This window comes from Nocardiopsis nanhaiensis (assembly GCF_054778635.1).
Map to the genome: position 1 here is coordinate 66,182 of NZ_BAAGZJ010000023.1, position 26,079 is coordinate 92,260.

Annotated in this window: 22 protein-coding genes and 1 riboswitch; of the genes, 12 read left to right on the plus strand and 10 right to left on the minus strand. The window is 69.3% G+C overall.

The genetic code is table 11. The annotated features are described in order from the left end of the window. The first annotated feature begins 55 nt into the window (after positions 1-55). Entirely contained in the window at positions 56-553 is a 498-nt protein-coding gene (locus ACYVD1_RS13520; RefSeq protein WP_460771944.1) for a DUF2087 domain-containing protein, read from the plus strand. A gap of 576 nt (positions 554-1,129) precedes the next feature. On the opposite strand, the gene ACYVD1_RS13525 is transcribed toward ACYVD1_RS13520, so the two are convergent. Then, entirely contained in the window at positions 1,130-2,548 is a 1,419-nt protein-coding gene (locus tag ACYVD1_RS13525) for an HNH endonuclease signature motif containing protein (protein ID WP_460771945.1), read from the minus strand. A 637-nt stretch (positions 2,549-3,185) separates the two neighbouring features. Next, a complete protein-coding gene (locus ACYVD1_RS13530; protein WP_460771946.1) occupies positions 3,186-3,542 on the minus strand; it encodes a VOC family protein in 357 nt (118 codons plus the stop codon). A 76-nt stretch (positions 3,543-3,618) separates the two neighbouring features. On the opposite strand from ACYVD1_RS13530, the gene fdhD reads away from it, so the two are divergent. Then, entirely contained in the window at positions 3,619-4,449 is an 831-nt protein-coding gene (gene fdhD, locus ACYVD1_RS13535; RefSeq protein WP_460771947.1) for a formate dehydrogenase accessory sulfurtransferase FdhD, read from the plus strand. A gap of 3 nt (positions 4,450-4,452) precedes the next feature. Here the strand turns inward: fdhD and ACYVD1_RS13540 are convergent, their stop codons facing one another. Then, the gene (locus ACYVD1_RS13540) at positions 4,453-4,767 is read right to left on the minus strand and encodes a DMT family transporter (protein WP_460771948.1); all 315 of its coding nucleotides are present in this window, start codon (positions 4,765-4,767) and stop codon (positions 4,453-4,455) included. Positions 4,768-4,797: 30 nt separating this feature from the next. After that, positions 4,798-4,865, minus strand: a riboswitch (guanidine-III (ykkC-III) riboswitch). A gap of 306 nt (positions 4,866-5,171) precedes the next feature. Between ACYVD1_RS13540 and ACYVD1_RS13545 the strand changes: the two genes are divergently transcribed. The 7 genes from ACYVD1_RS13545 (at position 5,172) to ACYVD1_RS13575 (ending at position 12,018) form a co-directional block, all read left to right on the plus strand. Then, positions 5,172-5,576, plus strand: coding sequence for a DUF485 domain-containing protein (locus ACYVD1_RS13545; RefSeq protein WP_460771950.1), 405 nt, complete (start codon positions 5,172-5,174; stop codon positions 5,574-5,576). Beyond that, positions 5,573-7,267 carry a solute symporter family protein gene (locus ACYVD1_RS13550; RefSeq protein ID WP_460771951.1) on the plus strand — a complete coding sequence of 565 codons (1,695 nt, stop codon included), beginning with the start codon at positions 5,573-5,575 and terminating at the stop codon, positions 7,265-7,267. The genes ACYVD1_RS13545 and ACYVD1_RS13550 overlap by 4 nt, the downstream gene beginning before the upstream one ends. 280 nt (positions 7,268-7,547) lie before the next feature. After that, a complete protein-coding gene (locus ACYVD1_RS13555; protein ID WP_460771952.1) occupies positions 7,548-8,564 on the plus strand; it encodes a sensor histidine kinase in 1,017 nt (338 codons plus the stop codon). Continuing rightward, complete coding sequence (locus ACYVD1_RS13560; RefSeq protein WP_460771953.1) at positions 8,561-9,352, plus strand: LytR/AlgR family response regulator transcription factor; 792 nt, start codon at positions 8,561-8,563, stop codon at positions 9,350-9,352. Before ACYVD1_RS13555 ends, ACYVD1_RS13560 begins: the two co-directional genes overlap by 4 nt. Then, entirely contained in the window at positions 9,349-9,741 is a 393-nt protein-coding gene (locus ACYVD1_RS13565) for a hypothetical protein (protein WP_460771954.1), read from the plus strand. Before ACYVD1_RS13560 ends, ACYVD1_RS13565 begins: the two co-directional genes overlap by 4 nt. Then, positions 9,738-11,393 carry a sodium/solute symporter gene (locus ACYVD1_RS13570; protein WP_460771955.1) on the plus strand — a complete coding sequence of 552 codons (1,656 nt, stop codon included), beginning with the start codon at positions 9,738-9,740 and terminating at the stop codon, positions 11,391-11,393. Before ACYVD1_RS13565 ends, ACYVD1_RS13570 begins: the two co-directional genes overlap by 4 nt. An 82-nt stretch (positions 11,394-11,475) precedes the next feature. Continuing rightward, a complete protein-coding gene (locus tag ACYVD1_RS13575; protein WP_460771956.1) occupies positions 11,476-12,018 on the plus strand; it encodes a hypothetical protein in 543 nt (180 codons plus the stop codon). Between the two features lie 96 nt (positions 12,019-12,114). Here the strand turns inward: ACYVD1_RS13575 and ACYVD1_RS13580 are convergent, their stop codons facing one another. From ACYVD1_RS13580 to ACYVD1_RS13595, 4 genes are all read right to left on the minus strand, one after another. Next, positions 12,115-13,923 (minus strand): phosphoenolpyruvate carboxykinase (GTP), encoded by a 1,809-nt coding sequence (locus tag ACYVD1_RS13580; protein WP_460771971.1) that lies wholly within the window; start codon positions 13,921-13,923, stop codon positions 12,115-12,117. A gap of 390 nt (positions 13,924-14,313) precedes the next feature. Then, positions 14,314-15,537: a DUF1996 domain-containing protein gene (locus tag ACYVD1_RS13585; RefSeq protein ID WP_460771957.1), complete on the minus strand. Its 1,224-nt coding sequence runs from the start codon at positions 15,535-15,537 to the stop codon at positions 14,314-14,316. Between the two features lie 123 nt (positions 15,538-15,660). Further along, on the minus strand, positions 15,661-16,254 hold the full coding sequence (locus ACYVD1_RS13590; RefSeq protein ID WP_460771958.1) for a DUF4142 domain-containing protein: 594 nt from the start codon (positions 16,252-16,254) through the stop codon (positions 15,661-15,663). A gap of 98 nt (positions 16,255-16,352) precedes the next feature. Then, positions 16,353-17,003 carry a COG4315 family predicted lipoprotein gene (locus ACYVD1_RS13595; protein ID WP_460771959.1) on the minus strand — a complete coding sequence of 217 codons (651 nt, stop codon included), beginning with the start codon at positions 17,001-17,003 and terminating at the stop codon, positions 16,353-16,355. Positions 17,004-17,474: 471 nt separating this feature from the next. Here ACYVD1_RS13595 and ACYVD1_RS13600 point away from each other — a divergent pair, with 471 nt between their 5' ends. Both ACYVD1_RS13600 and ACYVD1_RS13605 read left to right on the plus strand, forming a co-directional pair. Further along, positions 17,475-18,191 (plus strand): hypothetical protein, encoded by a 717-nt coding sequence (locus tag ACYVD1_RS13600; protein WP_460771960.1) that lies wholly within the window; start codon positions 17,475-17,477, stop codon positions 18,189-18,191. A 12-nt stretch (positions 18,192-18,203) separates the two neighbouring features. Beyond that, positions 18,204-19,655, plus strand: a complete 1,452-nt coding sequence (locus ACYVD1_RS13605) for a ferredoxin (protein WP_460771961.1) — start codon at positions 18,204-18,206, stop codon at positions 19,653-19,655. Positions 19,656-19,668: 13 nt separating this feature from the next. Here ACYVD1_RS13605 and ACYVD1_RS13610 read toward each other — a convergent pair whose 3' ends face one another. Beyond that, entirely contained in the window at positions 19,669-20,571 is a 903-nt protein-coding gene (locus tag ACYVD1_RS13610; protein ID WP_460771962.1) for a universal stress protein, read from the minus strand. Between the two features lie 239 nt (positions 20,572-20,810). Here ACYVD1_RS13610 and ACYVD1_RS13615 point away from each other — a divergent pair, with 239 nt between their 5' ends. Continuing rightward, positions 20,811-21,539, plus strand: a complete 729-nt coding sequence (locus ACYVD1_RS13615) for a DUF998 domain-containing protein (protein WP_460771963.1) — start codon at positions 20,811-20,813, stop codon at positions 21,537-21,539. Positions 21,540-21,568: 29 nt separating this feature from the next. Here the strand turns inward: ACYVD1_RS13615 and ACYVD1_RS13620 are convergent, their stop codons facing one another. After that, a complete protein-coding gene (locus ACYVD1_RS13620; RefSeq protein ID WP_460771964.1) occupies positions 21,569-23,188 on the minus strand; it encodes a hypothetical protein in 1,620 nt (539 codons plus the stop codon). Positions 23,189-23,324: 136 nt separating this feature from the next. Continuing rightward, a complete protein-coding gene (locus tag ACYVD1_RS13625; RefSeq protein WP_460771965.1) occupies positions 23,325-25,511 on the minus strand; it encodes a HelD family protein in 2,187 nt (728 codons plus the stop codon). Between the last annotated feature and the right edge of the window lie 568 nt (positions 25,512-26,079).

The window sequence follows — 26,079 nt, forward strand, 5'->3', positions numbered from 1 at the left end:
GGTGGGGTGCCTTCTATCGTGGCGAGTCCCTTGCTATCACTGGAGAGTTCCCTTAGTGCCGCACCCCACCCAGCTCGTGTCGTCCCTCGCTGACCCCGAACGGCTCTTCCTGTACGCCCGAGTGGTCGCCGCCGGCCCCGAAGGCCTGGACCGGCCAGAAATCCAGGGATCCAAGCTGGTCAGGCGCCTGAACCGCCTGATCCGGGACGGTCTGCTCCGGGAGGAGGGATCGCGCGTGGTCCCGGTGGCCGACGTGTTCGCCGAGGCCATGCGGGCGCACAAGGACGAGACCAAGGTGACCGACCCTGTGGACGCTCTCTTCCATGACGGCCGCCTCACATCGATGCCCGCCAAGCGGGAGTTGCGCCTGGCCGTTTTCGAACGGATCGCCGATCGCCTGTTCGCCCCCGGGCTCGAGTACACGGAGAAGCAGGTCAACATCGCTATCCGTACCTGCTTTGATGACCCCTCCGCCATGCGCCGCTACCTGGTGGAAGAGGGCTTCCTGGAACGCGAGGACAACGGAAGCCTGTACCGCCTCACAAACCGCTGACACTGGCCCGGAGTCGGGTGGGGACGGAGACGGGGGCGACACAGGGACGGGTGGGGACGGGGCGACACAGGGACGGGTGGGGACGGGGCGGGGTTTGCCCTGGGGGGTGGGGGTTGTCTTCTGCGCTGGGGTGTCCTCCTTTCCCGCCGCGTGATTGTGGCCGTCTCCGCTGCGCGCCTCAAGGTCGTCGCCATCGAGCGCTTCGCGCGTCAACGGCGCTCCACCTTGACCCGCTCCGCTCCGACGGCGGGTTGGCGGCTATCGGGAAAGGGGGACGCGTGGTCGAGGCCTGAGCGGGACCAACACGGCCTTCGGCCGGGTAACCCCCTCGGCCTGGCGGCCGATGCCTGCCACTCCACCGGAGCGTTGACGCCTGGCGGTGTCGCGGCCGGTCACTCGCCCCTGCGAAAACCGAACCCCGAACCCCGAACCCCGAACAGCACGGCCTGGCGGCCGATGCCTGCCCCTGCGCCGGAGCGTTGACGGGTCGGGTGTCGCGGCCGGTCACGGTGGGCAGCGCGAAACACCGGGGCGGTCTCGAGTGGTACCGGTGTGTGGTGAACCCCCTAGTTGGAGTCAAAAACGAGGGTGACCGTGACTCCAGGAAGGGGGTTGGGCTGGCTCCGGGTCCCCGTCCGGGTCCTCCCCCTTGTTGTTGCGGTTGCGGTGGGAGGGGCGGCCCTGCCAGATGGAGGCCTCGGGGTTGGTCTCCCTGCGGTACTTGAGCCGGTTGTGGTCCGAGCAGAGTGGCTGAATGTTGTCCGCGCTGGTGGACCCACCGGCCGAGAAGCTCTGCTTGTGGTCGGCCTCCGACCCACTGGCCGGGAAGTTGCACCCCTGGGGCCAAGCGCAGGTGGTGTGACCGAACAGCCCCGCGTCCCGCAGAGCACCCGTAGCGTCGCGCTGGGTACGGCCCACGTCCAACACCCGGTCACCCTTGGGGGAGGTGATCATCCGACGCAGCACACAGTTGGGGGCCAGGGCACGGACCGCGGCCATGGAGACCACCTGCCCATCCTGCGTCACCGCCGGCCCCGCACCCTCGGTCTGGTTCTGGAGGCCGAGGAAGGTGGGCAGGGGCACCATGATGTTGATCATCGCCACCGCAGCACGCTTGCGACCCTGACCGCCCTTGCTGCCCTTGCCGTCTTCGGCCTGCCCCTCGGCACCCCCGGCGCTCTCGGTGGGGTTGGTCGCGGACCGGACCAGGTTCATGAACGCGTCATACATCCGCTCCGAAGCCGACACGTGCAACTTCTCGGGGGCATAGGCCACCTCGTGGGCCCTGAGCACGCACTGGAGCTCCTCGGCATGCTCACTCGGACCCCAGAGCTCGAACAAGAAGGACGCATCAAAGGTGCGCACCAAACGTGCACCACGGGCGTCGAAGGCGGCCTGGTACTGCTCCTCCACCACGGCCGGGTTGTACTGGGCCAGGAGTTCCCTACCCAGCCGGGCGATGTCGGAGGTCGACATCGACGGCTCCCTGGCCTTGGAAGCCAAGATCCCGGCCTCCACCATCCGCCGGAAGATGCCAGCGTCCGGGTAGCGGCCGGTGTTGCGCACCTGTACCGCCTTGTCAGCGGTCCGGCACACCGCCACCGCCTCACCGATGGACAACAACCCAGAGTCCAGGCCTTCGCGGGTGGCGGGCAGCTCCTGAGCGAACAAGCGCCTCGCCAGCTCGGCGCGCCCGTTGGCCTCCCCCGGAGCCATCCCCACCGAGTGGATCAGCCAGTTCTGCACCGACCTCTGCCCACCGGCCTCCAGCAGGGTCCCGGCCGCCTCCAGCTGCGCCAACCGGAGCAGCATCGAAAGCTGGGCCCGGTCGAAGTCCTCGAACACCTGCGAGATCACATCCAGGACCTGGCCAGCTGCTCCGGTCGGGGGCACCTCCGCCATCTCCGAAGCGATCTTCTCCCGGGCAGCACCCATGGCGGACACGGCGGGGGTGTTTCCCGCCGTGTTCCCGCGCTGCCCGAAAGAAGAAGTCATACCACTAAGGATATCAAGAAAGGCACAGAAAGGACCTATCCTGGGGGTGATAAGACACTTACCCGGCCACCCTGCATCGCCCTTTCTAGTCCCAAAGGAAAGCCTTCCAGGAAAGGAGCGCGCATCCCCTGTGCGCATTCTTGGGCAAAGCGGGCAAATTCAGGCCTTCGTGGGAATGATCTTGCTACCAGTAGCAATCTCGGCGCCGAAATTGACTCTGGTAGCAAGATCATCGGGAAAAGGCCCACCGGGAGGGGCTCGCCTCCCACATTGACCAGCCGCGACACCCTCAACCGGTGTGCTCCGGCGCAGGGGCAGGCATCGGCCGCCAGGCCGACAGAATCCGTTTTCGGGCGAAGCCCGAATTCGCCACAGGCCTCAACCACCCGTCCCCCTTTCCCGATAGCCGCCAACCCGCCGTCGCAGCGGAGCGCGTCAAGGTGGAGCGCCGTTGACGCGCGAAGCGCCCGACGGCGACGACCTTGACGCGCGCAGCGGAGACGGCCACAATCGGGCGGCGGGAAAGGAGGACACCCCCAAGCCGAAAAGGAACCCCGGCCAACATAGGAATTCCGACCACCCCAGCCACCCCGACTCAAGCAGGCCACCCCGGCGAGAACAGGGCTCCCTCTGTGAATTATCGGCTTGGTGCCACAAAGCAGAATTCGTTGCCTTCCGGGTCCTGGAGGACCTGGAACGACCCTTGCTCGTCGGTAACGACCGCGCCAACCGTCGTCGCACCTCGTTCCACCACCGCGTGGGTGGCCTCGGCGATGTCTGCGACTTGCACGTCCAGGTGGATGCGGTTGGCGGCCCGCTTGTGTTCAGGGGTCGGTTGGAAGGACAGTCTGGGCATCCCGGAGGCTCCGTGCAGGACGGCCCAGCCGTCCACTCGCTCCTCGACTTCCCCGCCGACCAGCAGGGCCCAGAAGCGGGCCAGGTCGGACGGTTGGACGGCGTTGACGACCCACTGGTCGACGGATCCCAGGCTCATGTGAGGACTCTAGGGGAGATAGCGTGATCGGATCCGTTCATGAAGGTGAGCGGCATGAACACGGGGTGGTGGAACCTTGGGTCGGGTCACGGTGCGCGAGCGGGTGCTGCGGATCAGGGACGGCGCTGTGAGTGAGCGGGTCGACACCTTGGCGGCGGAGGAGCCTCTGGAGGTGCGGCTGAACGGTCGGGCACTGACCGTCACGATGCGCACGCCCGGGCACGACTTCGACATGGCGTCGGGTTTCCTGGTCGGGGAGGGCGTGCTCGCCCAGGCGCGGGACGTGGTCGCCACCCGGTACTGCGCCGGGGCGACCGAAGACGGCTCCAACACGTTCAACGTCGTGGACGTGACGCTGGCCGCGGACGTACCGGAACCGGACACCGCGTTGGAGCGCAACTTCTACACGACGTCCGCCTGCGGGCTGTGCGGTAAGGCCAGCCTGGACGCGGTGCGGACCAAGGCCCTCTGGTCGGTGGCTGAGGACCCGGTGCGCATCTCGACGGAGACACTGTCGGTGCTGCCGACGCGGCTGCGTGAGGCTCAGCGGGTGTTCGACCGGACCGGCGGCCTGCACGCGGCGGGGCTGTTCGACGCCGACGGGAACCCGTTGGTGGTATGTGAGGACGTGGGCCGCCACAACGCGGTCGACAAGGTGATCGGCTGGGCCCTGCGCGAGAACATGCTGCCGCTGCGGGGCAAGGTCCTGGCGCTGTCCGGGCGCGCCTCGTTCGAGCTGGTACAGAAGGCGTGGATGGCGGGGATCCCGGTGGTCACGGCGGTCTCCGCGCCTTCGTCCTTGGCCGTCGACCTGGCCGCCGAAGCCGGGACCACCCTGGTGGGCTTCCTCCGCGGCGCGTCGATGAACGTCTACGCGGGCACCCACCGGGTGATCCTGCCGGAATGACCCTCAGCTCAGGACCTTGAGGCCGACCACCCCGGCCACGATCATGATCAGGCACAGCGCCTTGGGCACGCTGAAACCCTCACCGAGGAAGAACATGCCGATCAGGGCGGTACCGACGACGCCGATCGACACCCAGACCGCGTAACCGGTGCCCAGCGGGATGGTGCGCAGCGCGTAGGCGAGCCCGCCCATGCTCAGCGCCAGGGTGACCACGAAGGCCACCGACGGCCAGAAGCGGCTGAAGCCCTGCGACGCGTTGAGCGCGGCCGCCCACGCGGTCTCCAGAAGACCCGAGATCACCAGAACGAGCCAGGCCATGACCTGTACCTCCAAGACGTGCGAACAATGTCCGCGCCGTCTTGTCATGACCGGGTACGGCGCACCTCGTCCGGGGTTCACAGGTTCTCGAACGGTACAACGCCCCCTCGCGGCGGGGGCTTCCGGGGCCTTTGGAGGGGTCCGTCACCGGGAACGGTGCGTGCCCGTACAGCCCTTTGGCCCCGTACCGCCCGCCGACCGCTCAGCGCACTGGGCGACCGCTCGTCGCACGCTTGACGACCGCTTGACGCTCCCACCCCGCGTTCGGCGCGCGCCCCCGCACGCCCCCTGCTCAGGCGAAGTGTCCCTCCTTACAGTGCCGAGTAATGCAGGTCACATCTCCGAAATGTGGCCTTAACCAACCCCACACCGTCCCCGTCCATCCCCCCGGAGGTACCGAAACCATGGCAACAGACAGGCCTACCAAGGATCCGACACCACCCGACGGGAACGGCGACGGCGACGAACCCATCAAGGACGAGGCCTACGTCGCCATGCACGGAGACCCGCGGTTCATCGAGCTCAAGCGCCGTCTGTACCGCTTCATCTTCCCCATGAGCATCGCCTTCATGGCCTGGTACCTGCTCTACGTGCTGATGTCCGCCTTCGGACGCGACGTCATGGGCACGGAACTCGTCGGCGGCTTCAACGTGGCGTTGCTGTTCGGTCTCCTGCAGTTCCTGTCCACGTTCGGGATCGCCGTCCTGTACACGACGTACGCGAACCGGAACTTCGACACCCCCGCCGCAGAGCTGCGTGACGAGCTCCAGAACGGCGGATCGGCCAAGTCGAAGGAGGAGAGCCGATGATGCTCGCGCAGGAAGCGGTGAGCGAGAGCAGCCGCTTCGTCACACTCGCCCTCTTCGCCCTCATGATCGCGGCCACCCTGGGCATCACGGTCTGGGCCAGCCGCAACACCCGCTCGGCCACCGACTTCCACTCCGGCGGTCGGGGTTTCTCCCCGTTGCAGAACGGTCTGGCCATCGGCAGCGACTACATGTCCGCCGCGTCCTTCCTGGGCATCGCGGGCATGATCGCGCTCTTCGGATACGACGGCTTCCTCTACTCCATCGGTTTCCTCGTGGCCTGGCTGGTTGCGCTGCTGCTCGTCGCGGAGCTGCTGCGCAACTCCGGCCGCTACACCATGGGCGACGTACTCTCCTACCGGATGCAGCAGCGCCCGGTGCGTACGGCCGCGGCGGTCTCCACCGTCGTGGTGTCGATCTTCTACCTCCTCGCGCAGATGGTCGGCGCGGGCGCGCTCATCGCCCTCCTCCTCGGCATCCAGGAGGGCCAGACCTTCCTCGGCATGGACGCCGATACCGCGAAGATCGCCGGCATCGTCGTCGTCGGCCTGTTGATGACCGTCTACGTGGCCTTCGGCGGCATGAAGGGCACCACCTGGGTGCAGATCACCAAGGCCGTCATCCTGATGGCCGGCGCCGCGCTGCTGACCCTGCTGACGCTCTCGCTGTACGGCTTCAACCTGGGCGCCCTGATGGGTGACGCGGCCAACGCCAGCCAGGCGGCGGCCGACGGCAACGCGGCCGGGTTCCTGGAGCCGGGCCTGCGCTACGGCGTCGAGGTGGCGGGCGACCCGATGCAGACCTTGTGGAACAAGTTGGACCTGATCAGCCTCGGGCTGGCCCTGGTCCTGGGTACCGCCGGCCTGCCGCACATCCTCATCCGCTTCTACACGGTGCCCGACTCCGGGAGCGCGCGGAAGTCCGTCAACTGGGGCATCGGCCTCATCGGCGCCTTCTACCTGATGACCCTGGTGCTGGGCTTCGGTGCTGCGGCACTGGTCGGGCACGAAGCCATCACAGCCCAGGACGCAGCGGGCAACACGGCGGCACCGCAGCTGGCATCCGTGGTCGGCACCACTGTGGGCGGCGACATGGCTGGCGCCGTCCTGCTGGCCGTCATCGCCTCGGCGGCCTTCGCGGCGATCCTGTCGACAGTGGCCGGCCTGGTGATCGCCTCGTCTTCGTCGCTGGCTCACGACTTCTACAACTCCGTCATCCGCAAGGGCAAGGCCAGCGGCGCCGAGGAGGTCAAGGTCGCCCGGTTCGCGGCCCTTGCCGTTGGTGCCGTGGCGATCGTGCTGGCGATCTTCGCGCAGAACCTCAACGTGGCCTTCCTGGTCTCGCTGGCGTTCGCGATGGCCGCCTCGGCGAACCTTCCTACCCTGCTTCTCAGCCTGTTCTGGAAGCGTTTCAACACCGCTGGCGCCCTCGCGGGTATCTACGGTGGTCTGATCAGCGCGGTGGGCCTTGTGTTCTTCTCCCCGGTCGTCTCCGGCGCCGAGGATGCGCTCATGCCCAACGTGGACTTCGCCTGGTTCCCACTGCCCAACCCGGCCCTGGTGTCGGTACCGATCAGCCTCCTGTGCGCGGTCGTCGGAACCTACATGTCCAAGGAGCGCGACTTCGAGAAGTTCGCGATGCTCCAGGTCCGTGCCCTCACCGGGGCCGGCGCGGAGAAGGCCAACAGCCACTAGTAACCATGCAGGGCACGGGAACCCGGCCACCGGCGGTCACTCCCATCGGGCGCGCACCCTCGTCCGGTGTCGCCGCCGCCCCGTCGCCCGCCCTCAGGGCCCGCCGTCTCCTCGCGGAGGCGGCGGGCCCGACCCATGCGATACCGGAGAGGCGTCCTTGGCACGTGAGGATCGACACACTTTGCGGGGATAAGATCAACCTGTGTCTTACAGGTGGCTGTCGTGGCTTTCCCCCTCCCGGCGCCCCACGCCGTCGGATCGCCGAGCGAGTGTCGAGTTGATGCGCCAGGTCCACGCCCTGGGTGTCGACCTCCAGGACGGCTTGCACGGGCGCGGGGTGAACGCCGCCGCCCGGCGCCTTCGCCAGGTGCTCGCGGTGGAAGGTGTGCTCTTGGCCGACCTCGACGGCCAGGTCGCCTCCCACGGGAAGCGGCCGGGCCCGGAGGAGGTCGAAGGGTTGCTCTCCCAGGTGTTCGAGTTCGGTGGCGGTGCCCGTTCCCGTCTGCCCGACGGGTCCTCGGTGTGCGCTGTCCCGCTCAAGGTCGACGACGAACTCTCCGGTGCCCTGCTGGCTACCGGAAACCCGGTCGAGGCCGATGTCGAGGCGGCCGCGGCCCTGGTCTCGGACTGCCTCGACCACGCGGCGCTACGGCGGGCGCGCGACCGGATCGCCGCGGCCGACCTGCGCACCCTGCGCGCCCAGATCTCGCCCCACTTCGTGCACAACGCGCTCGCGGTGATCGCCGCCCTCGTGCGCACCGACCCCGATCGGGCGCGCCACCTGTTGTCGGACTTCGCCGACTATCTGCGGTACGGGTTCTCGGAGAAGGGCGACTACGCGACGGTCGCGGACGAGTTGGAGGCCACCCAGACCTACCTGGAACTCCAGCGGGCCCGTTTCCACGACCGCCTGGACATCACCGTGCGGATGGCACCCGAGGTGCTGCCCGTCGCCATCCCCTTCCTGGTCGTGCAGCCGATCGTGGAGAACGCGATCCGGCACGGCCTGGAGCGCAAGGAGGGGCCGGGACACATCAGCGTGTCGGGGTTCGGTGAAGGTCCTCTGTGCGTGATCGAGGTCGAGGACGACGGTGTGGGTATGCATCCGGAACTGGCACGCGCCCTGTTGGCGGGCACCGGGCCGGAGTCGCGCAGCGTGGGTCTGGCCAACGTCGACCAGCGGCTGCGTGCCGTCTACGGACCGGAGTACGGTCTGATGATCGAGACCGCGCTGGGAGAAGGGACGAAGGTGACCGTGCGCGTACCGAGGTTCGCACGTGGGGTGGTGGTTCGGTGAAGTCCGAACTCCGTGTCCTGGTAGTGGAGGACGAGGCGTCCACCCGCCAGGAGATGGCCGCGCTGCTCGAAGACATGCCCGAGGTGTCGGAGGTCCTGGTCGCCGACAACGGGGCGACCGCTGTACGCCTGTTGGGCACCACCGCCATCGACGCGGCCTTCCTCGACATCCTCATGCCCGGGCTCGACGGTATGGACGTGGCCCGGGTACTGAGCGTGATGTCGGAGCCCCCGGCGATCGTCTTCGTGACCGCCTCCGAGGCGCACGCCGTGGAGGCGTTCGGCATCGGGGCCGTGGACTACCTGCTCAAACCGATCCGCCCGGAGCGCCTGGCCGAGGCCGTGGGGCGCATCGCGCAGCTGAGCCAGACGAGCGGTTCGACGTCCCCGGCTGAGGACCTGCACGTGGTGCAGATCGACACCGGGCGCCGCACCGTGTTCGTCAAACGCGACGACGTGCAGTTCGTGGAGGCCCAAGGCGACTACGTGCGGCTGCACACCGCCGACGACACCCACCTGATCCGGCTCTCGCTCTCCTACCTGGAGGAGGTGTGGGCCGGTGCCGGATTCATCCGGGTGCACCGCGGCTTCCTCATCGCCATCCCCTGGGTACGGGACCTGCGGGTGACGTCCTCCTCCGGGTTGGTCGCCGGAACGCCCGCAGGCGATGTCCCGGTGAGCCGCAGGCACGGACGGCACCTGCGCGAACAGCTCCTTGAAGCGGCCAAGCACGACCAGCTCGGCCGTTCGGCAGCTCGGCCGCCGGGGACGTCCAAGGACCAGCAGTGAGCCCTCGCCGCGAGAAACTCACCAGCCCGCAGACCCGCATCGCGCTGGCGCGGGGCAACCGGCCGGTGCAACACCTGCTCCCCGTGCCCGAGCCCGTGGACACGGAGGCGGCGCGGCGGCTCTTCCGCGCGCAGCGGCGCACGGCCGGGCGCACGGTGCTGCTGCTGTCACTGCTGCTGTTCGGGATGAGCGGTGCCTTCGCCTTGTTCCCGGTGCTGGGCGAGGTCCGGCTGGTCGGCGTACCTGTCTCGTGGCTGATTCTGACCGTGGCGATCTACCCCATGCTGTTCGGGCTGGCCGTGTGGCACGTGCGCGCGGCCGAACGCCTGGAGGACCGGGCCGAGAGCGAAGACCGGCCGGCACGCGCGGAGGGTGACGGACCCTCATGAGCGTGGCGGTACTGTCGATCGGCCTGGTGCTCGCCACGAGCCTGGTCATCGGGATCTACGGGGTGCGGGCCGCCCGCTCCACCTCCGACTTCCTGGTGGCCTCCCGTCGGGTCTCACCGAACTGGAACGCCTTGGCGATCGCCGGTGAGTACCTTTCGGCCGCCTCCGTGCTGGGGCTGGCCGGGCTGCTGCTCAAGAACGGCCTCGGCACCATGTGGTACGCCGTGGGGTTCACCGCGGGCTATGTCGCGGTGGTCGCCTTGGTCGCTGGGCCGATGCGCCGGTCGGGCGCCTACACAGTGCCGGACTTCGCCGAGTACCGCCTGGGCGCGCCCCGGCTGCGCAAACTGTGCGGCTGCATCGTGCTGGTGATCATGCTGCTGTACCTGGTTCCGCAGTTCAAGGGGGCCGGGGTGGTGTTGAGCCTGGTCAGCGGGACCCCCTACTGGGTGGGGGTGCTCCTGGCCGGGTTGGTGGTGAGTGGTTCGATCGCGGCGGGCGGAATGCGCTCGGCCACGTACGTGCAGGCCTTCCACTACGTGGTCAAACTGGCCTTCCTCGCGGTGCCCGCCATCTACCTGGTGGTGCACGCGGGCGCGGACACCCGGGCGGAGGCGCTGCACCCGGAGTGGGGCACCCAGTTCCCCGAGACAACCCCGGTCGAGTTCGCCGTCGCCACGGACTTCAGCCTGGACAAGCCGGTCACCGTGCTCACCACCGACGGCGAGGACCTTGACCTGGCCGCTGGAGAGCACTCGGTCGCGGAGGGCACGGAGTACGTGTTCCCCGAGGGGGCACCCATCCCGCACCCGGAAGGGCTGCCTGAACTGGGCAGCGAACAGTGGAGCATGCCCCTGCTGAACGTGGGCGGCTACCCGGTGTTCGAGACCTGGTCGACCCTGCTCGCGATCACGCTCGGCTGCATGGGGCTGCCGCACGTCATCATGCGCTTCCACACGAGCCCGACCGCGCGGATCGCTCGCCGGGTCGCCGTTGGCGTGATCGCGCTGCTGGGGCTGTTCTACCTGTTCCCCACGGTCTACGGCCTGCTGGGACGAGTGCTCACGCCTCAGCTCGTGATGCTCCAGGGAACGGACACGGTGGCGGTGGTCCTGCCCGCGCAGGCGGTACCGGGGTCGGCGGGCACGATCCTCACTGCGCTGGTCGCGGCGGGGGCTTTCGGCGCCTTCCTGTCGACCTCCTCGGGCCTCCTGCTGGCCCTGGCCGGCGGGCTCTCGCACGACCTGTTCCAGGGCAGTGTGCCCCGGCTGCGGCTGGCCGTCGCGGTGGGTGCCTGCGTGGCCGTCCTGCTGGCGCTGCCCGCGCAGATGATCGACATCAACGTGCTGGTGGTGTGGGCGTTCACGGTGGCCGCGTCGACCTTCTGCCCCCTGTTGGTACTGGGGATCTGGTGGCGGCGCCTTACCTTGCCGGGCGCGGCCGCGGGCCTGACCATCGGCGCTGTGACCGCCACCGGGGCGGTCGGCTGGTCGATCCTGTTGGCCACCCCCGTGGGCTGGGCGACCGTGCTGCTCGCCCAGCCGGCGGCCTGGACCATCCCGTTGTCCTTCCTCACGATGATGGTCGTCTCCCGCTTTACCAAGCCGCCTGAGTGGGCCGAGCACGCGGTGCTGCGCCTGCACTCCCCCTGAGGGACCAAAGGCCTTGGTGCGCCGCCATACCCGTTGGTAGGTTCGCAGCGCCCCTGACGGAACCCCGCCCCCGGAGGACCCCGTGTCCCGCTTCCCCAGGCGTGCGCCGAGCACGTCCAGCCTGTCAGCAACGATCGCTTTGGCGGCCTCGGTTGTGCTCCTCGTGCCCGGCACCGCCGCCGCGGAGACGAGCCGGGTGCACAGCACGAGCCAGGAAGTCATCATCACCGACGACGGGTTCTACGAGGTCGGCGAGGACGTCGAGAGCCTCGACGCCTTCCTGGAGGAGAACCCCGAGTACGTCCCCTCCGTGGAGGATCCGGACGGTCTCGGGACGCTGGACAGCGACTCGGTCTCACTGACCCACGGCACGCTCACCACGCGGACCACGGGTTGCAGCAGCGCGACGGTCACCTACAGCAAGACCAGCGGGGCCAACCTGGACATCAGCTTCACCGTCGCCCAGCTGGGAAGCCTCAACCGCAACAGCCCCGGCATGTCGATCGTCGCGGGCCAGTCCCGCAGTTTCACGGCCAACCTGACCCCCATCGGCAGTGTCCAGGGGCGCCTGCACGTGGAGCAGCAGGACGAAACCTTCGTCACCAGCTACATCAGCTGCAGCTAGGTCCCAGAGCCAGCCTTCTGGGGCCCGAGAAGAAGAGCAGCAGCCGACCAGGGGTCGGCTGCTGCTCACTCTGTGGGCCGCTAGGGCTGTCTTCGGCTACTTGTCGAGCCGGTCCAGCAGAGCCTTGTACTCGTCCCAGAGCTCATCGGGCAGGTTGTCGCCGAAAGTCTTGAAGAACTCGGGGACCAGGGCGGCCTCCTGCTTCCAGACATCGGTGTCGACGTCGAGGACGAACTCCATGTCCTCGGCCGTGAAGTCCAGGCCCTCGGTGTCGATGCCGTCGGCGGTCGGCACATTGCCGATCGGGGTCTCGACCGCGGCGGCCTCGCCCTCGAGCCGCTCGACGATCCACTTGATGACGCGGCTGTTCTCGCCGAATCCGGGCCAGACGATCTTGCCGTCGGCGTTCTTCTTGAACCAGTTGACGTAGAAGATCTTCGGCAGCTTGGCCTGGTCGGCCTGCTTGCCGAGCTTCACCCAGTGGGCGAGGTAGTCGCCCATGTTGTAGCCGCAGAAGGGCAGCATCGCGAACGGGTCGCGGCGCAGCTCGCCGACCGAGCCCTCTTGGGCCGCGGTCTTCTCGGAGGAGACGTTGGCACCCAGGTAGACGCCGTGCTGCCAGTTGAACGACTCGGCGACCAGCGGTACGGCGGAGGCGCGGCGGCCGCCGAAGAGGATCGCGGAGACCGGGACGCCGGCCGGGTCCTCCCACTCGTCGGCGATGGTGGGCGCCTGACCGGCCGGGGTGGTGAAGCGGGAGTTCGGGTGGGCCGCGGGCTCGGCGGAGTCCGGGGTCCAGGGGCGGCCCTTCCAGTCGGTGAGGTTCGCGGGCGGCTCCTCGGTGAGGCCCTCCCACCACACGTCACCGTCGTCGGTCAGGGCGACGTTCGTGAAGATGCTGTTGCCCCAGAGGGTCTCTACAGCGTTGGCGTTGGTCTTCGCGCCGGTGCCGGGGGCGACGCCGAAGAAACCGGCCTCGGGGTTGATGGCGCGCAGTTGGCCGTCGGCGTCGAAGCGCATCCAGGCGATGTCGTCGCCGACGGTCTCGACCTTCCAGCCGGGGATGGTCGGCTGGAGCATGGCCAGGTTGGTCTTGCCGCAGGCGCTCGGGAAGGCCGCGGCGACGTAGTGCGACTTGCCCTCGGGCGAGGTCACCTTGAGGATCAGCATGTGCTCGGCGAGCCAGCCCTCGTCGCGGGCCATGACCGAGGCGATGCGGAGCGCGTAGCACTTCTTGCCCAGCAGGGCGTTGCCGCCGTAGCCGGAGCCGAAGGACCAGATCTCGCGGGTCTCGGGGAAGTGCGAGATGTACTTGGTGGAGTTGCAGGGCCAGGCGACGTCCTGCTGGCCGGGCTCCAGGGGTGCGCCGACGGAGTGGACGGCCTTGACGAACTCGCCGCGCTCCTCGATCAGGCGCAGGGCGGCCGTGCCCATACGGGCCATGATCCGCATGGAGACGACGACGTACGGGGAGTCGGTGATCTCGACGCCGAGCTGGGAGATGTCGCCGCCGAGCGGGCCCATGCAGAAGGGGACGACGTACATGGTGCGGCCGCGCATGGCGCCCTTGAAGACCTCGCCGAAGGTGGCGCGCATCTCGTCGGGGGCGACCCAGTTGTTGGTGGGGCCCGCGTCCTCTTCCCGCTCGGAGCAGATGAAGGTGCGGTCCTCGACCCGGGCGACGTCCGTCGGGTCGGAAGTGCAGTAGAAGCTGTTCGGGCGTTTCTCGGGGTTGAGGCGGGTGAAGGTGCCCTGCGCGACCAGCTGGTCGGTCAGGCGCGTCCACTCCTCCTCGGAACCGTCACACCAGACGACCTCGTCCGGCTGGGTGAGCTCCGCGACCTCACGAACCCAGGTGATGAGTTCCTCGTTCTTGGTCGGGGCGGCGCCCACATCAGTACCCACGTCAGCAGTCACAACGGCTCCTCATCGAATTACGAGATCCCTCGAATCATGAACGACGGGTGCCAGCACTGACCAATTGGTCTAGGCCAGTGGTCTATACGCGTTGGTTCCGGAGGGCGGATTCCGCTGCACAGCAAGGGATTCGAGAGGTGCAGGAAGGCGCCGCAAGGGGCGCGCCTGGGCGGCGCTCCACCACTGTTCGCAGCCGCTTTTTCCTGCACTGCGGGCAAGTGCCCCACCAGCACCAGCGGCCAGTGCTGTTCGTCACACAACAGGCACCGGCCGCTGGAGGGGCGAGATTAGACCTGTACAGCGCCGACCCGCCGACGCCCTGCGGCTATGCGCGATCGGCCGCGCACAGGGGTTCCCGCTCTGGTGGCGGGCACCGGGTCAGCAGTCCCGGCCCCCGTTGATGCACTCGACCGTCTGGTCCATCAGCTCGGGCGGCATCACGTTGATGTGGTCGGAGTGGTCCGTGATGGGCGCCCGCCCCTGTTCGGGGAAGCTGTCCAGGGCGAAGTTGGGCCCTTCCGGGACGTCGTACACCAGGGTGTGGCGCAGCTGCGGCACCGCGGTGAACCCGTCCGGGCAGGTTCCGTCCTCTTCGGCGAACGCCGTGTGGGACCGGTTGTCCTCGCTCTCGATGTCCCGGCCGTTCCAGCATCCGGGGAAGTCGAGGATCCGGACGACGTCACTGCCCTCGGGGCAGAGCGGGTAGCGGTCGGGGAAGGCCTGGTCCTCGAAGCCGGTGCAACTCCACTGCGCGTTGGCGTTCACCCCTTCCGAGGTGGCGGCTTGGGCGTTGCCGGTGAAGATCTGCAGGAAGTCCGGCATCGCGGAGACCGGACCCTCGGGGTTGCCGAAGAACTCGATCCGGGCCTCGGCCGGGGTCAGGATGCTGCCGAGGTTGCCGTCGAGGCCGCCACCCGGCAGTTCGGCGTCATCGCTCTCTCCGGTGACGTCTCGCAGCACCGGCCAGAAGTGCATGGAGCGGTCTTCGCCGGGGCACGTGGTGTCCCCTTCGGCGAGGATCGCGTTGTTGGTGTCGACGTCCTCGGTGAAGCGCTGGACGTCCTGGTTTCCGACGTAGTCGTGGGTGTGCTGGGCGCCGTGCTCCACGCCGGGGGCGACGATCACGTTCTCGGAGTTGAACACGCCGTTCTCGTTGGTACCGCAGTCGATGCTGACGGTGCCCGTGGAGGCATCCGGTCCGGGAGCGGGGTCCGCCCGGCGCTCCGGGGCTTCGTCGATGGGTGCGAAGTCCTCCGGGTCGGGGCCGGTAATCGGCTCGTCGCCGTGGTCGCCGTGGTCGCCGTCGCCGTGATCCCCGCCGTGGTCGCCGTGGTCTCCTTCCTGGCCGTCCTCCTGGCCGCCTTCCCGGTCTTCTCCGTCTCCCTCCTCGGGTGCCTCGTCGCCCGGGTCCTTGGGCCCCGAGTGCCCGACGAGGAGGCCCGGTCCGGGCTCGCCACCGCTCGCGGTGGCCAGGGCCAGTCCGCCCATGAGCAGGGTGAGGACGGCCAGGGCCGCGGGGACCGCCAGGGTGCGGCCCCGGCCCCTGTGGGGGCGATCCGGTCGTGGTCGTTCTGGTCGGGGCCGATCTGATCGTTCACGCATGGTTCTGTGCGACTTTCTGTGCGGTGGCCGCGCGAGCGCCACCGGGCGCCACGGGCCATGGGGGAGGGTGGGTGCACAACCTTCCGGGGGATGTGAACGGATGCGTTCTGGGATGCGCCCTGTTCAGACCGGGGGACGCCGCTCTGGCGGGCGCGGCTCGGGCAGCGATTCGTACTCGACCAGCCCCGTGCTCTCCAGCAGGTTGATGTGGCGCATCACCATGAGGATCGAGTGCTGGGCGAAGGACCGGACCAGTTCGTTGCGCGTTCCGGCACGGACCTCGGCGAGGATCTCCAGGACGTTGCCGTGCGCCTCACGCAACCGGTTGGCGAAGACCCGGTCCCACGCGGCCCCCGTCAGCCCAGACAGCTCATCCATCCACCGCTGCTGCTCCCGGCTGGGAGAGCTCGGCAGGCGCACTTCGAGCTGTTCGGCGACTTCCCGGACCTGTGCGTCCATGAGGAGGTGGTCCTCGGCCAGCGTGGCGCCGACGTCCCGGACGACCTCGCTCTGTGCATGGTCCGCGGCCTGCTGACCGACGGGGATCTCCCACAGGCCGGCTTGGCGGACCTTGACCAGTGCGTCGACGTCGGCCGGCCCCAGGGGCCCGTATTCGGTCTGGGCCCAGTCAGTCCAGAAGATTCCGGACGTGCTTGTGGTGCCACTGGGCACGATCATGAACAGGGTCAGGGTGCTGACCAGCGCGAATCCGACCACTCCCAGGAGTTCGATCGAGCGGGGAGACCGCCAGCGCAGGCGCTGTGGCCCGGTGGTGGTCGGCCGGTGTCCGTGGACCGGTCCGTAGAGTTCACGAGTCAGCCTCCGAACGGGTGTTGGCGGTAGTCGCCGCCGTAGCCTCCGTCGTCCTGCTCGCCGTCCTCCTCGCGGTTCTCGTCGGTGTTGTCGCCGTTTCCGTTGCCGTCTCCGGAACCTTCGGGCTCCGCTGCGGTGGTGGTGACCATCCGCCCGTCAGCGGCCAGGACGAACCAGGCACTGCCCACGCCCTGCCCGTTGACGTCGCCGGGTGCGGCGTCGCCGGCGTACGTGTACAAGGGCCAGTCGCCGTAGGTGACCTGCGGATCCCCGTCGTCGCGGGAGATGGACCCGAGCAGGTCGCCGGAGAGTGTGCCGGCAAGCTCCGCAGGGATGTCCGCGTCGGCCGCGGTGCGCACCGGAGGCCAGTTGTCGGCGCAGTCGTCGAAGCATGTGGATTCATTGGGCCCGTCGTCCGTGAACAGGTAGAGAACGTTTCCTCCCCCGTCTGTGAGCACCTCTCCGAGAGAGGTGTTATCGACGGTGTCCAGCTCCGCCCGGCCTCCTGCTGAGTCGTCGTGATCGTCATGGGATTCGCCCGAAGTCGCTTCTCCGTAGCCGCCCGTTTCCGATCCGTCATCGTATTGTCCGCCCTCTCCAGGCGGCGGGTCGGGGTCGCTTGAACAGGCCGTGGCCAGCAAAGACGCGGCCATAGCCATCCCCACGACACCCTTCACTCGGCGGTCCATGGGCCTATCCAATCAATGCTCAGTTACCGGACCTTTCTCCGCACGAGACCGTTCGGAGATAGGGGAGAGTATGCACACCGAAAATGTCTTTCGCAGGAAAACCTCGACATTACCCGTTGGTACTAACAGGGTGAACTGGGATAACCCGAGTGAAAAAAATTTCTTACAGGGGCCACCGGGGACGCGAAAGCAAAGAAACTCCGAAAGGGGCTCCCATGAGCCTTGCGGCGCTGCTATCTTCATCCGCCAGACGCCCAACCGCGCCAGACGCCAGGTGCGTCTGAACACTCCCCCACGCCCCGCTGTGCCCCCATGCCCGAAGGGCGGTACCGACCCGTGTTCCGATCCACCCGCCGGCCCAGACCCCTCCGGCCCAGGCGCCGCAGCAACCGTCCGCCACTCGGCGAGCAGGCCACCCGCCGCACCCGTCCGTGGATGTGGGTCTCCCTGTTGGGCGGGATCCTCCTCGCCAACACCCTCCTGGCCATGTCCGCACCGGGTCACATGCGGGTGATCCGGCTGATCCAGGACGTGTTGTGGTCGATGTCCGGAGTGTTCGCGCTCGTCGGGCTCACCGCCGCGACCGTCTTGGGCCTCGTCGCCGCCGACCGGCTCTTCACCACCCCGCGCCGACGGGTCCTGTTCCAGGCGGTGCACCGGTCCACGGCCCTGGTGGCCTGCGGTTTCCTGCTGGCCCACATCGTCTTGCAGATCGCGTTCACCCGCATCAACCCGGCCAACCTGCTGTTCCCCTTCAACGTGGACGCCTCGGTCGCCGCGGGGATCATCGCCACCGACCTGCTACTGATCATCGTGGTCACCGGGGTGTACCGGGGCCGTTTCGCCGGAACCCGCTTCGCCTGGACCTGGCGGATCGTCCATCTGAGCGCCTACCTGTGCTGGCCGCTCGCGTTGGTGCACGGGCTCACCGCGGGCCGGAACCCGCCCGGCTGGGTCATCGTGTGCTACCTGCTGTGCCTGTTCGCCGTCGCGGCCGCGCTGGTCCTGCGCCTGTTCGTGACCGTCCGGACCGAGCCCGAGCCGGAGCATCCCCGGGCCACCTCCGAACGCCTCTCGACCGTCTCAGCGGGAGGGTCCGGCAACACCGACGACGAGTTGGACTTCTGGTCATCGATGAGGACGGGGGGTTGACCCGTGCGCACCATGACGATCGGAGCACCCCGGCTGACGGCCGGCCTCGACGAACACCAGCGGATCGACCACGACACCCACCTCGCCCTGCACGGAACCCTGCCCCGCATGGCCGCTGACGACCTCATCACCCTGGCCGGATTGGGCAGCCTCCGCGGACGCGGCGGGGCGGGGTTCCCCTTCGCCCGCAAGGTCCGCGCCGTGCAGAACTCCGTCGAGCGCCACCGCTCCGTGGCACGCGTGGTGGTCAACGGCACCGAAGGCGAGCCCGGCAGCGCCAAGGACCAGATGCTGCTCTCAAGGGCGCCACATTTGGTCCTGGACGGCGCCGAACTCGCGGCCCGTGCCTTGGGCGCACCCGAGGTGGTGATCGGCATCGCCGACCGGGGCGGGGACGACCCGGTGCCCGAATCCCTGCGTTCGGCCGTTCAGGAACGGCGGTCCGACACCGGTATCCGTGTGGTGCGCATGCCGCACCGCTTCGTGTCCGGCCAGGCGGGCGCACTGGTCGAGGGGATCAACGGGCGTGTGCCGCTGCCGCCGGGAACGCCCCGGCGCACCAGTGAACGCGGGGTCGCCGGACTGCCGACCCTGCTCTCGAACGCCGAGACCTTCGCCCAGATGGCCGTCCTCGCTATCGGCGGGGCCGACCGGTACGAGGCGGAGGGCTGCGCCAACCAGCCGGGGACGCTGCTGTTGACCCTCGGTGGAGACACCGTCGTCGAGACGCCGGCGGGCACCCGGTTAGCCCGGCTACTGGACACGTGCGGAATGTCCTCCGCCCGCGCGGTCCTGGTGGGCGGCTACCACGGTTCGTGGCTCTCACCGGAGACGATCCACCGCGTCCGCCTCTCGCGCGCCGGACTGTCGGAGGTGGGCGGGACCTTGGGGGCCGGGATCATCCTTCCCCTCACCGGGGACACCTGCCCGTTGGGCGAGGTGGCCCGGGTCCTGCGCTACTTGTCCCGGGAGAGCGCGGGCCAGTGCGGCCCGTGCGTGCGGGGGATGCCCGCGCTGACGGACTCCTTCCTACAGCTGATCAACGGCGATGGGAACCCCGAGGACGTGCTGGTGGCGGCGGGTGTCGGCGAGGGCAAGGGTGCGTGTGCCCACCCCGACGGCAGCGCGGTGTTCGCCAGGAGCGCGCTGCAGGTGTTCTCCGAGGACCTGGGCACCCACTCCCTCACCGGAGGCTGTACCCGGCCCGTGCGGGGCGAACTGCCGTTGCCGCAGGAGCCGGGCGAGGCACACAGCAGACTGGTTCTGGACTGGTCCCGCTGCGACGGGCACGGGCTGTGTGCCGAGCTCCTGCCCGGTGTCGTGCAGCTCGACCGCAACGGCTTCCCCGAGGACCCGGACCTGCCCGTTCCCGGCCCATTGGAGGGCGACGCCGAACTGTCGGTGCGCATGTGCCCGGCCCTGGCTCTGCGGCTCCATACCCCGGACTCCGGGGACGCCCGGTGAAGGTCCGCGGGCCTCAGCGCAGTATGGCGACCGGACCCTGTGCGCCGTGCAGGACCGAGTGGCTCACCGATCCCAGGAGCAGGCCGCGGAAGCCTCCCCGGCCCCGAGAACCCACCACTATGAGGTCTGCCGGTGTGGCCTCCTCCAAGAGCGCGACCACCGGGTGCGCGCGCACCACCCGGGTGTGGACCCGGACGTTGGGGCGGATCAGACGCAAGTCGGTGAGTTCCTCGTCCAGGGCCTGCCGGGCGGCCTCGGCGGCCGTGGCGTCGTCGAAGAGTTCCGGCGGGATGGGACCGGTCGCTGCTGCGAAGGCCACCAGGGGCTGCCAAGCACTGACCGCGACCAGCTCGGTGTCGGCGAACTCCGCCTGGGTGAAGGCGAACTCCAAGGCGCGGCGGCTGGGTTCGGAGCCGTCCACGCCTACGATCACCCTGCTTCGGACCCCGTGCGCGGCAGCGTGGTCCTTCGGCAGCACGATCACCGGAACCGGGGCGCGCGCGGCCAGTTCGATGCCCACCGAACCGACGAAGGCTGCCGCGATGCCGCTCAGCCCGCGCGAACCCACCACGGCCGCAACCACACCGGGCGCGGCCGCTTCGGCGAGCAGTGCCTCGGCCGGGCGCGCGAAGGACAGGCGGGTCTGCACCGTGAGTTCGGGGAACAGCCGCGAGACCCAGTCGTCGGCGTGGTCAAGCAGCCGTCGCGCACCGGCGCCCTTCCGGTCGTCGGAGCGCTCCTCGGCGCCTCCCCAGACCCCGAAACCCTCCATGGCCAGTGGGCTGGCCGCGGCGACGATCCGTACCCCGAGTCCGCGGAGCGCGGCCTGGTGCGCGGACCACTCCAGAGCGTGCCTGCTGGAGTCGGTACCGTCCACTCCCACGATCACCCATCGCGTCGTGGATGCGCCGTTCATCGCGTGCGCCCTTCCGTAGGTCGTCGATACCCCGTGAGGCCACCGGACCTACCGGCCGGTTGTCCCCGTGGTGTTCCACGATGATGCCGCGAGAACACACACCCGTGGATAACAGTGCTGCCGCGAGTTGGCCGCCACGGGGCATCGGAAAGGTCGGGGCCCGGCCCGCCACTGAACCTGGGGACCCGCCGGTGCGTCTTAAAGACATAGGGGGCCCGTCGGCGGAGACTGGGAGCGCAATGCCGAACACGAACGCCTCGACCCTGCACTGGGACTACCGGGACGGCCGGGTGGCCGCGGTGGTCGCCGCCCTTGTGTACAGCCTGTGGACGCTCGAGGTCATACTGCCAGGAGCCTGGTCCACGACCACCAGCGCCCTCGTCGAGGCCGACTCCACCTTCGGCCGATTCATGGAGAGCGCGCACCGGACCGCGGCGATCCTGGTGATGCTCGCGGCCGGCCTGGGCCTGGCGCTGGGTGCCAAACGCCCCCGCCGCTGGCTGACCGTTTCCTGGTGGTCGATGGCCGTGTTCGGCGGCGCGTCGCTCTCGGCTTCCCTCCTGCCCGGCCAGTGCGTCATCTCCACGGACGCCGCGTGCGCGGTGGAGTCCTTGGTGGAGGGGGTCCAGGGCGCGACGGCCGCGCAGCCCGTCATCGCCGTGGTCGCGGCCCTGTCCGCGGTCCTGGCCGCGGCAGCTCTGGCCTGGGACCAACGGCTCGCGGACGAACGTGCCTGGCCGGTCCTTGCCCTGATCACGGTGGCGCAGGCGGTCGCGGCGGTGATCGTCCTGGTGTTGGCGGCCCTGCTGTACAGCGCTTCGGGGGACGGCTCCCCCGGTGTCGCCCTCGGCCTCGCCGAGCGCGCCCACCTGGTCACTGTCGCACTGTGGTTGCTGGCCGTCGGGATCGTGCCCGGCCAGTGGAAGGGCGACAGTTCCCACGGCCGTACTCGCCACACCTCGGGCTGACCGGAGCGCGGGCGGGGACCGAACCGCTTTCACGCGGACGGGCGCGCTTCGTCGCCCAGGACGAACTCCCGCCACTCGGAGTAGGCCTCCAGGGCGGCCAGGGTGCCGAGGGCGTCCGGGCCCAAGGTCTGCACACACCTGCGGTACAACTCGCCCAGGTCGGCAAGGATCTCGGACCGGTCCTCGCCCAAGGTGATCAGCAGGGCCCGGAACATCACGGTCAGCCCGTGGGTGGGCCCCAGGGCCCAGCGGAACTCCTCGAAGAGTTCGGCGAGTCGGCTCCGCCCCTCCTCGCTGTCGAGGTCGCCCTCGGTGGCCAGGCGGAGGCGGACCAGCAGGATATTGGGGTGGGTGGGCCCGAGCAGTCGCTCCCACTCTTCCCACAGCTGCCGGTAGACGTCCAGCGACGCGGCGTCGCCCCGGGCCTCCAGTACGTGCGCCCGGGCGAAAAGGGTCGTGTGGTGGTCGTCCCCGTAGACGCGGAGCAGCTTCGGCAGCAGAACCTCGGCCTCAGCGACCGCCCTGTCCAGGTCCCCGACGGTGACGCGGGCGGCGGCGAGCAGGAACCGCGCCTCCACCGCGGTTTCGTGTTCCGCGCCGAGCACCCGTTCCAAGGCCTCGGAATTGGCTTCGATCTCCTCCTGGGTCGCGGCGGTCTCGCCCAGGAGGAAGAGCAGGCGGGCGCGGCCGACCCGGGCGAGGAGGGTGAGGCGGTGGTCCGCGCGCAGATTGCGCTCCAGGTCGGGGAGCAGCTCCTCGTAGTCGCGTTCGGCGGTGAGCAGGTCACCGGCCTCGGTGCGGTGGTGTGCGAGCAGGCGACGGGTGTTGAGGACCTCGCGATGGTGCGGGGCCTGGACCCGTTTCCGAGCCGCCAGCAGGTCGGCGCAGGCACGGGCGGCCCCGGAACGGTCCCCAGCATCCGAACGATGGCGCACCAGCTGGACGCGGGCGGCCAGGGTGTCCGGGTGCGCGGGCCCCCGCACACGCGCGCTCGCGGCCACCAAGTCCGTGCAGGCCCGCGCCGCCCCGGCCGGATCCTCCGCCGCCGCGTACCAGCGCACCAGTTCGGTACGAGTGTCCAGGACGTCCTCGTGGTTGGGTCCCAGTGCTCGGCGCTGTCGGGTGAGGAGGTCGGTGTAGGCGTCGACCGTCTCCACCGGTTGATCGGTCTTGCCCATCCACCAGGCGTACCGCTCGTAGGCGGCGAGGACCGTCGGGTCATCGGCCCCCCGGGCCTGTTCCAGCATTTCGGCCAGGCGCCCGTAGTGGTCGGCGGCCAGGTCGGTGAGGTCGGCTTCGCCCCACAGCCGGGCGATCTCCGCTTGAAGGGCGAGCATGTGCGAATGCAGGGGGCCGACGCTCACCGAGAGCTCGCCCACCACGCCGCTGAGCGCGATGGCCGCCCCGGCCGGGTCGTTCTTCCGTTCCTGGCACAGCGCCATGTGGACGCGGACCGTGAGGGCGTCGGGGTGGTCTGCGCCGACGCGCTCGACGGTCTCCTCGTGCAGGGCCGACAACTCGCCGGTGGCACCCTCCGGGTCACCGTTCTCACCGCGCTCCACGGCACGGTGCAGACGCTGTTCGAACTCCAACTCACCGGTGCCCGTCGGCGCCCTGAGGTCGTCGAGGACCACTCCCCTGATCACCACCGTCTCCCTCCGTGTCCGCGTGGATGTCGACACATGGGGTCCGACGTGGGAAATCACTGGCGGGTTGCATCCGAGTTGGCCGTATCCGGCCCGAACCGCGCAGGAGGGACCGACCGGACCGGCGCTTCCCGGAGCCTCAGGTGAGTTCGGCGGGCAGGGGACGGGTGTGCACCACGTGCAGGGAGCTGACTGCCCGGGTGAGCACCACGTACAGCCGGTTGGCCCCGCGTTCCTCGGACTCGACGATGGCGGCGGGCTCGGCCACCACGACGGCGTCGAACTCCAGACCCTTGGCCAGGCTGGCCGGGACCGCCACCAGGCGGGCGCCGTCCAGGCCGGTCTCACCGAGCGGCGGGGCGTCCACGCCCTCCGCGGCGAGGGCCTCGCGCAGGGCGGGCAGCTGGTGGTCGGCGGCGATCAGGCCGACCGAACCCTCGCCCTTGAGCGCGGACCGGCACGCCTCCGCGAGCGCCGGGGCGATCTCCGCTGCGGTCGGGGTCAGCCGCAGCGCCCCTGCGGAGCGCCGTACCGCCACCGGCGCGCCCAGCCCGGGCGCGATGGTGGGCAGGAGGCGGGCGGCGAAGTCGATGATCTGCGCGGGAACGCGGTAACCCCGGTCCAGGACGTGCAGGTGCCCGGTGGGTTTTCCCAGGTGTTCCAGCAGCGTCGACCAGTTCCGCGCCGCCGACGGGCTCGTGCCCTGGGCGATGTCTCCGAGCACGGTGAACGAACCCGTTCCGCCGCGCCGTCCGATCGCGCGGCACTGCATAGGGCTCAGGTCCTGGGCCTCGTCGACGACCACGTGCCCGAGCCCGGAGGTGCGTTCGATGAGCGCGGCCGCCTCGTCCACCAGGGCCAGGTCCTCCTCAGACCACTTGGCGGACTTGGGTCCGCGCGGTTTTCCGGGCAGGAGCAGGGCGGCCTGTTCTTCGGGGCTGACCAGCCCTTCGGCGGCCCGGGCCAGCCGGTCGGGGTCGGTGAGCAGCCCCAGCACCAGTTTGAGCGGGTCGGCCTTGGGCCACAGCGCAGTGACCGCCGCGCGCACCGCCGGGTCGCGGCGGACCTGCGTGTGAGTGCGGTCGTCGCAGACCTCTCCCTCGGACTCCATCAGTGTCAGGATCGTGTGCGCCATCCGGTGCGCCAGGAGGTCGCGGCCGGACCCGTAGGCGACGCCGCGTTCGGTGAGCTCGTCGATGAGGGGGCGGATGTCCTCCGGGTACAGGCGCCAGCGGCGCGCGCCCCTGCGCACCATCACCGTCTCCTCGGGGTAGCGCACGTGGGACCAGAGGTCGCGGCGCAGGACCTCGGCCATCACCGCCCGGCCCTTGATCCGTGCCGCATCCGGCTTCTCCGACCTGCGGATCCACCCCGGGGAGGGCCGGAGGCGCTCGGGCAGGTCCCGGGTGAGCATCTCCACGACGGTGGTCTGGTGAACGTCCACCTCCCCGAGCGCGGGGAGCACGTCCTGGATGTAGGACAGGAAGGACCGGTTGGGCCCGACGATGGCCACGCCGTAGCGGGAGAGCCGTTCGCGTTCGGTGTAGAGCAGGTAGGCGATGCGGTGCAGGCCCACAGCAGTCTTCCCGGTGCCGGGCGCACCCTGGATGCACAGGGTGTTGTCGAGCGGGGCGCGGACCAGTTCGTCCTGCTCGGGCTGGATGGTGGCGACGATGTCGCGCATCGGACCGGTGCGCGGGCGTTCGATCTCTGAGCTGAGGAGTTCACTGCCGAGAGTGGCCTCCGGCGGTGCCTCAGCGGTCAGGTCCTCGTCCTCGAAAGCGGTGAGGACGGATTCCTGGGTGCCGTCCGGGCCGGTGGCGGTGCCGAAACCGTAGCGCCGCCGGACCCGCACCTTCATCCGGTTGGTGGGCGAGGCCTGGTAGTAGGCGATGCTGATGGGGGCCCGCCAGTCGAGGACCATGGGGCGGCCGCTGCCGTCGTGGACGTGACGGCGGCCGATGTTGATGCGGTCAGGCTCGTCGGAGGACTGATCGGCCGGTACTTCCCCGCCTTCTGGCGCCCGGTGCTCGGGGGCTCCGTCTTCCGGTTCGTCGTCCAGGAAGACGGTGCCCGGTTCGAAGTCCAGGCGCCCGAAGTACAGGGGCGCGTCGGGGATGTCGGCCAGGGCTTCGAGTCGGCGTTCCCTGCCCCGGCGCAGGGCGGCGTCGGTGACCTTGTCCTTGGCCGCGTCACCGAAGAGCAGTTCGGTGGCGTCGACATCCTCGCGCATGCGGCGCAGTGCGGCACGGGCGGCGTCGAGGCGTTCGCGCTCGGCCTGGAGCTCAGGGCTCACGGGCACAGCTGTGGGATCGGTCGTGGTCATGGGCGGACCTCGGGATTCGGCGGGAACAGGACGCGGCTTCGCGCGTGCGCGCGGTCCCGCCCCGGTCACCAGCGAAGTTCCGGTTCGTTCCGATCCATGAGCGCGCACCACGACCCCTGGGGGCAGCGAGGCCGAACCAGCGAGCTTACCCGAAGGGCGGCCCAGCCCGGCCCGCAGCGAGAAGTGAAAACCGAAAGCAAAAGACTGGAAGCGGAACTGGAAGCGGAACAAGGAAGGGGACCGCAAGGAAGGGGACCGCAAGGAAGAGGCGGAAAGCGAGATTCTCAGGCACTGAGACTCTCATCCGGAGACCCTCCTTTCCCGCCGCGTGATTGTGGCCGTCTCCGCTGCGCGCGTCAAGGTCGTCGCCGTCGGGCGCTTCGCGCGTCAACGGCGCTCCACCTTGACCCGCTCCGCTACGACGGCGGGTTGGCGGCTATTGGGAAAGGGTGCCTCTATGTTTTTCGTCAAGCCCTTCACGCGGCCAGATCGACCGCTGGCGTGCGTGATTGGTAGAAGGTCCCGTCCCGCAGCATCGCGAACAGCACATTGATGCGTTGGCGGGCCA

What these genes read in the sequence shown, in the direction of transcription:
- ACYVD1_RS13525 (WP_460771945.1), bottom strand. Translation starts at nt 2,548, where the DNA reads ATGACTTCTTCTTTCGGGCAGCGCGGGAACACGGCGGGAAACACCCCC.
- ACYVD1_RS13530 (WP_460771946.1), bottom strand. Translation starts at nt 3,542, where the DNA reads ATGAGCCTGGGATCCGTCGACCAGTGGGTCGTCAACGCCGTCCAACCG.
- ACYVD1_RS13540 (WP_460771948.1), bottom strand. Translation starts at nt 4,767, where the DNA reads ATGGCCTGGCTCGTTCTGGTGATCTCGGGTCTTCTGGAGACCGCGTGG.
- ACYVD1_RS13545 (WP_460771950.1), top strand. Translation starts at nt 5,172, where the DNA reads ATGGCAACAGACAGGCCTACCAAGGATCCGACACCACCCGACGGGAAC.
- ACYVD1_RS13550 (WP_460771951.1), top strand. Translation starts at nt 5,573, where the DNA reads ATGATGCTCGCGCAGGAAGCGGTGAGCGAGAGCAGCCGCTTCGTCACA.
- ACYVD1_RS13555 (WP_460771952.1), top strand. Translation starts at nt 7,548, where the DNA reads ATGCGCCAGGTCCACGCCCTGGGTGTCGACCTCCAGGACGGCTTGCAC.
- ACYVD1_RS13570 (WP_460771955.1), top strand. Translation starts at nt 9,738, where the DNA reads ATGAGCGTGGCGGTACTGTCGATCGGCCTGGTGCTCGCCACGAGCCTG.
- ACYVD1_RS13585 (WP_460771957.1), bottom strand. Translation starts at nt 15,537, where the DNA reads ATGCGTGAACGATCAGATCGGCCCCGACCAGAACGACCACGACCGGAT.
- ACYVD1_RS13595 (WP_460771959.1), bottom strand. Translation starts at nt 17,003, where the DNA reads ATGGCCGCGTCTTTGCTGGCCACGGCCTGTTCAAGCGACCCCGACCCG.
- ACYVD1_RS13600 (WP_460771960.1), top strand. Translation starts at nt 17,475, where the DNA reads ATGTGGGTCTCCCTGTTGGGCGGGATCCTCCTCGCCAACACCCTCCTG.
- ACYVD1_RS13605 (WP_460771961.1), top strand. Translation starts at nt 18,204, where the DNA reads ATGACGATCGGAGCACCCCGGCTGACGGCCGGCCTCGACGAACACCAG.
- ACYVD1_RS13610 (WP_460771962.1), bottom strand. Translation starts at nt 20,571, where the DNA reads ATGAACGGCGCATCCACGACGCGATGGGTGATCGTGGGAGTGGACGGT.
- ACYVD1_RS13615 (WP_460771963.1), top strand. Translation starts at nt 20,811, where the DNA reads ATGCCGAACACGAACGCCTCGACCCTGCACTGGGACTACCGGGACGGC.
- ACYVD1_RS13625 (WP_460771965.1), bottom strand. Translation starts at nt 25,511, where the DNA reads ATGACCACGACCGATCCCACAGCTGTGCCCGTGAGCCCTGAGCTCCAG.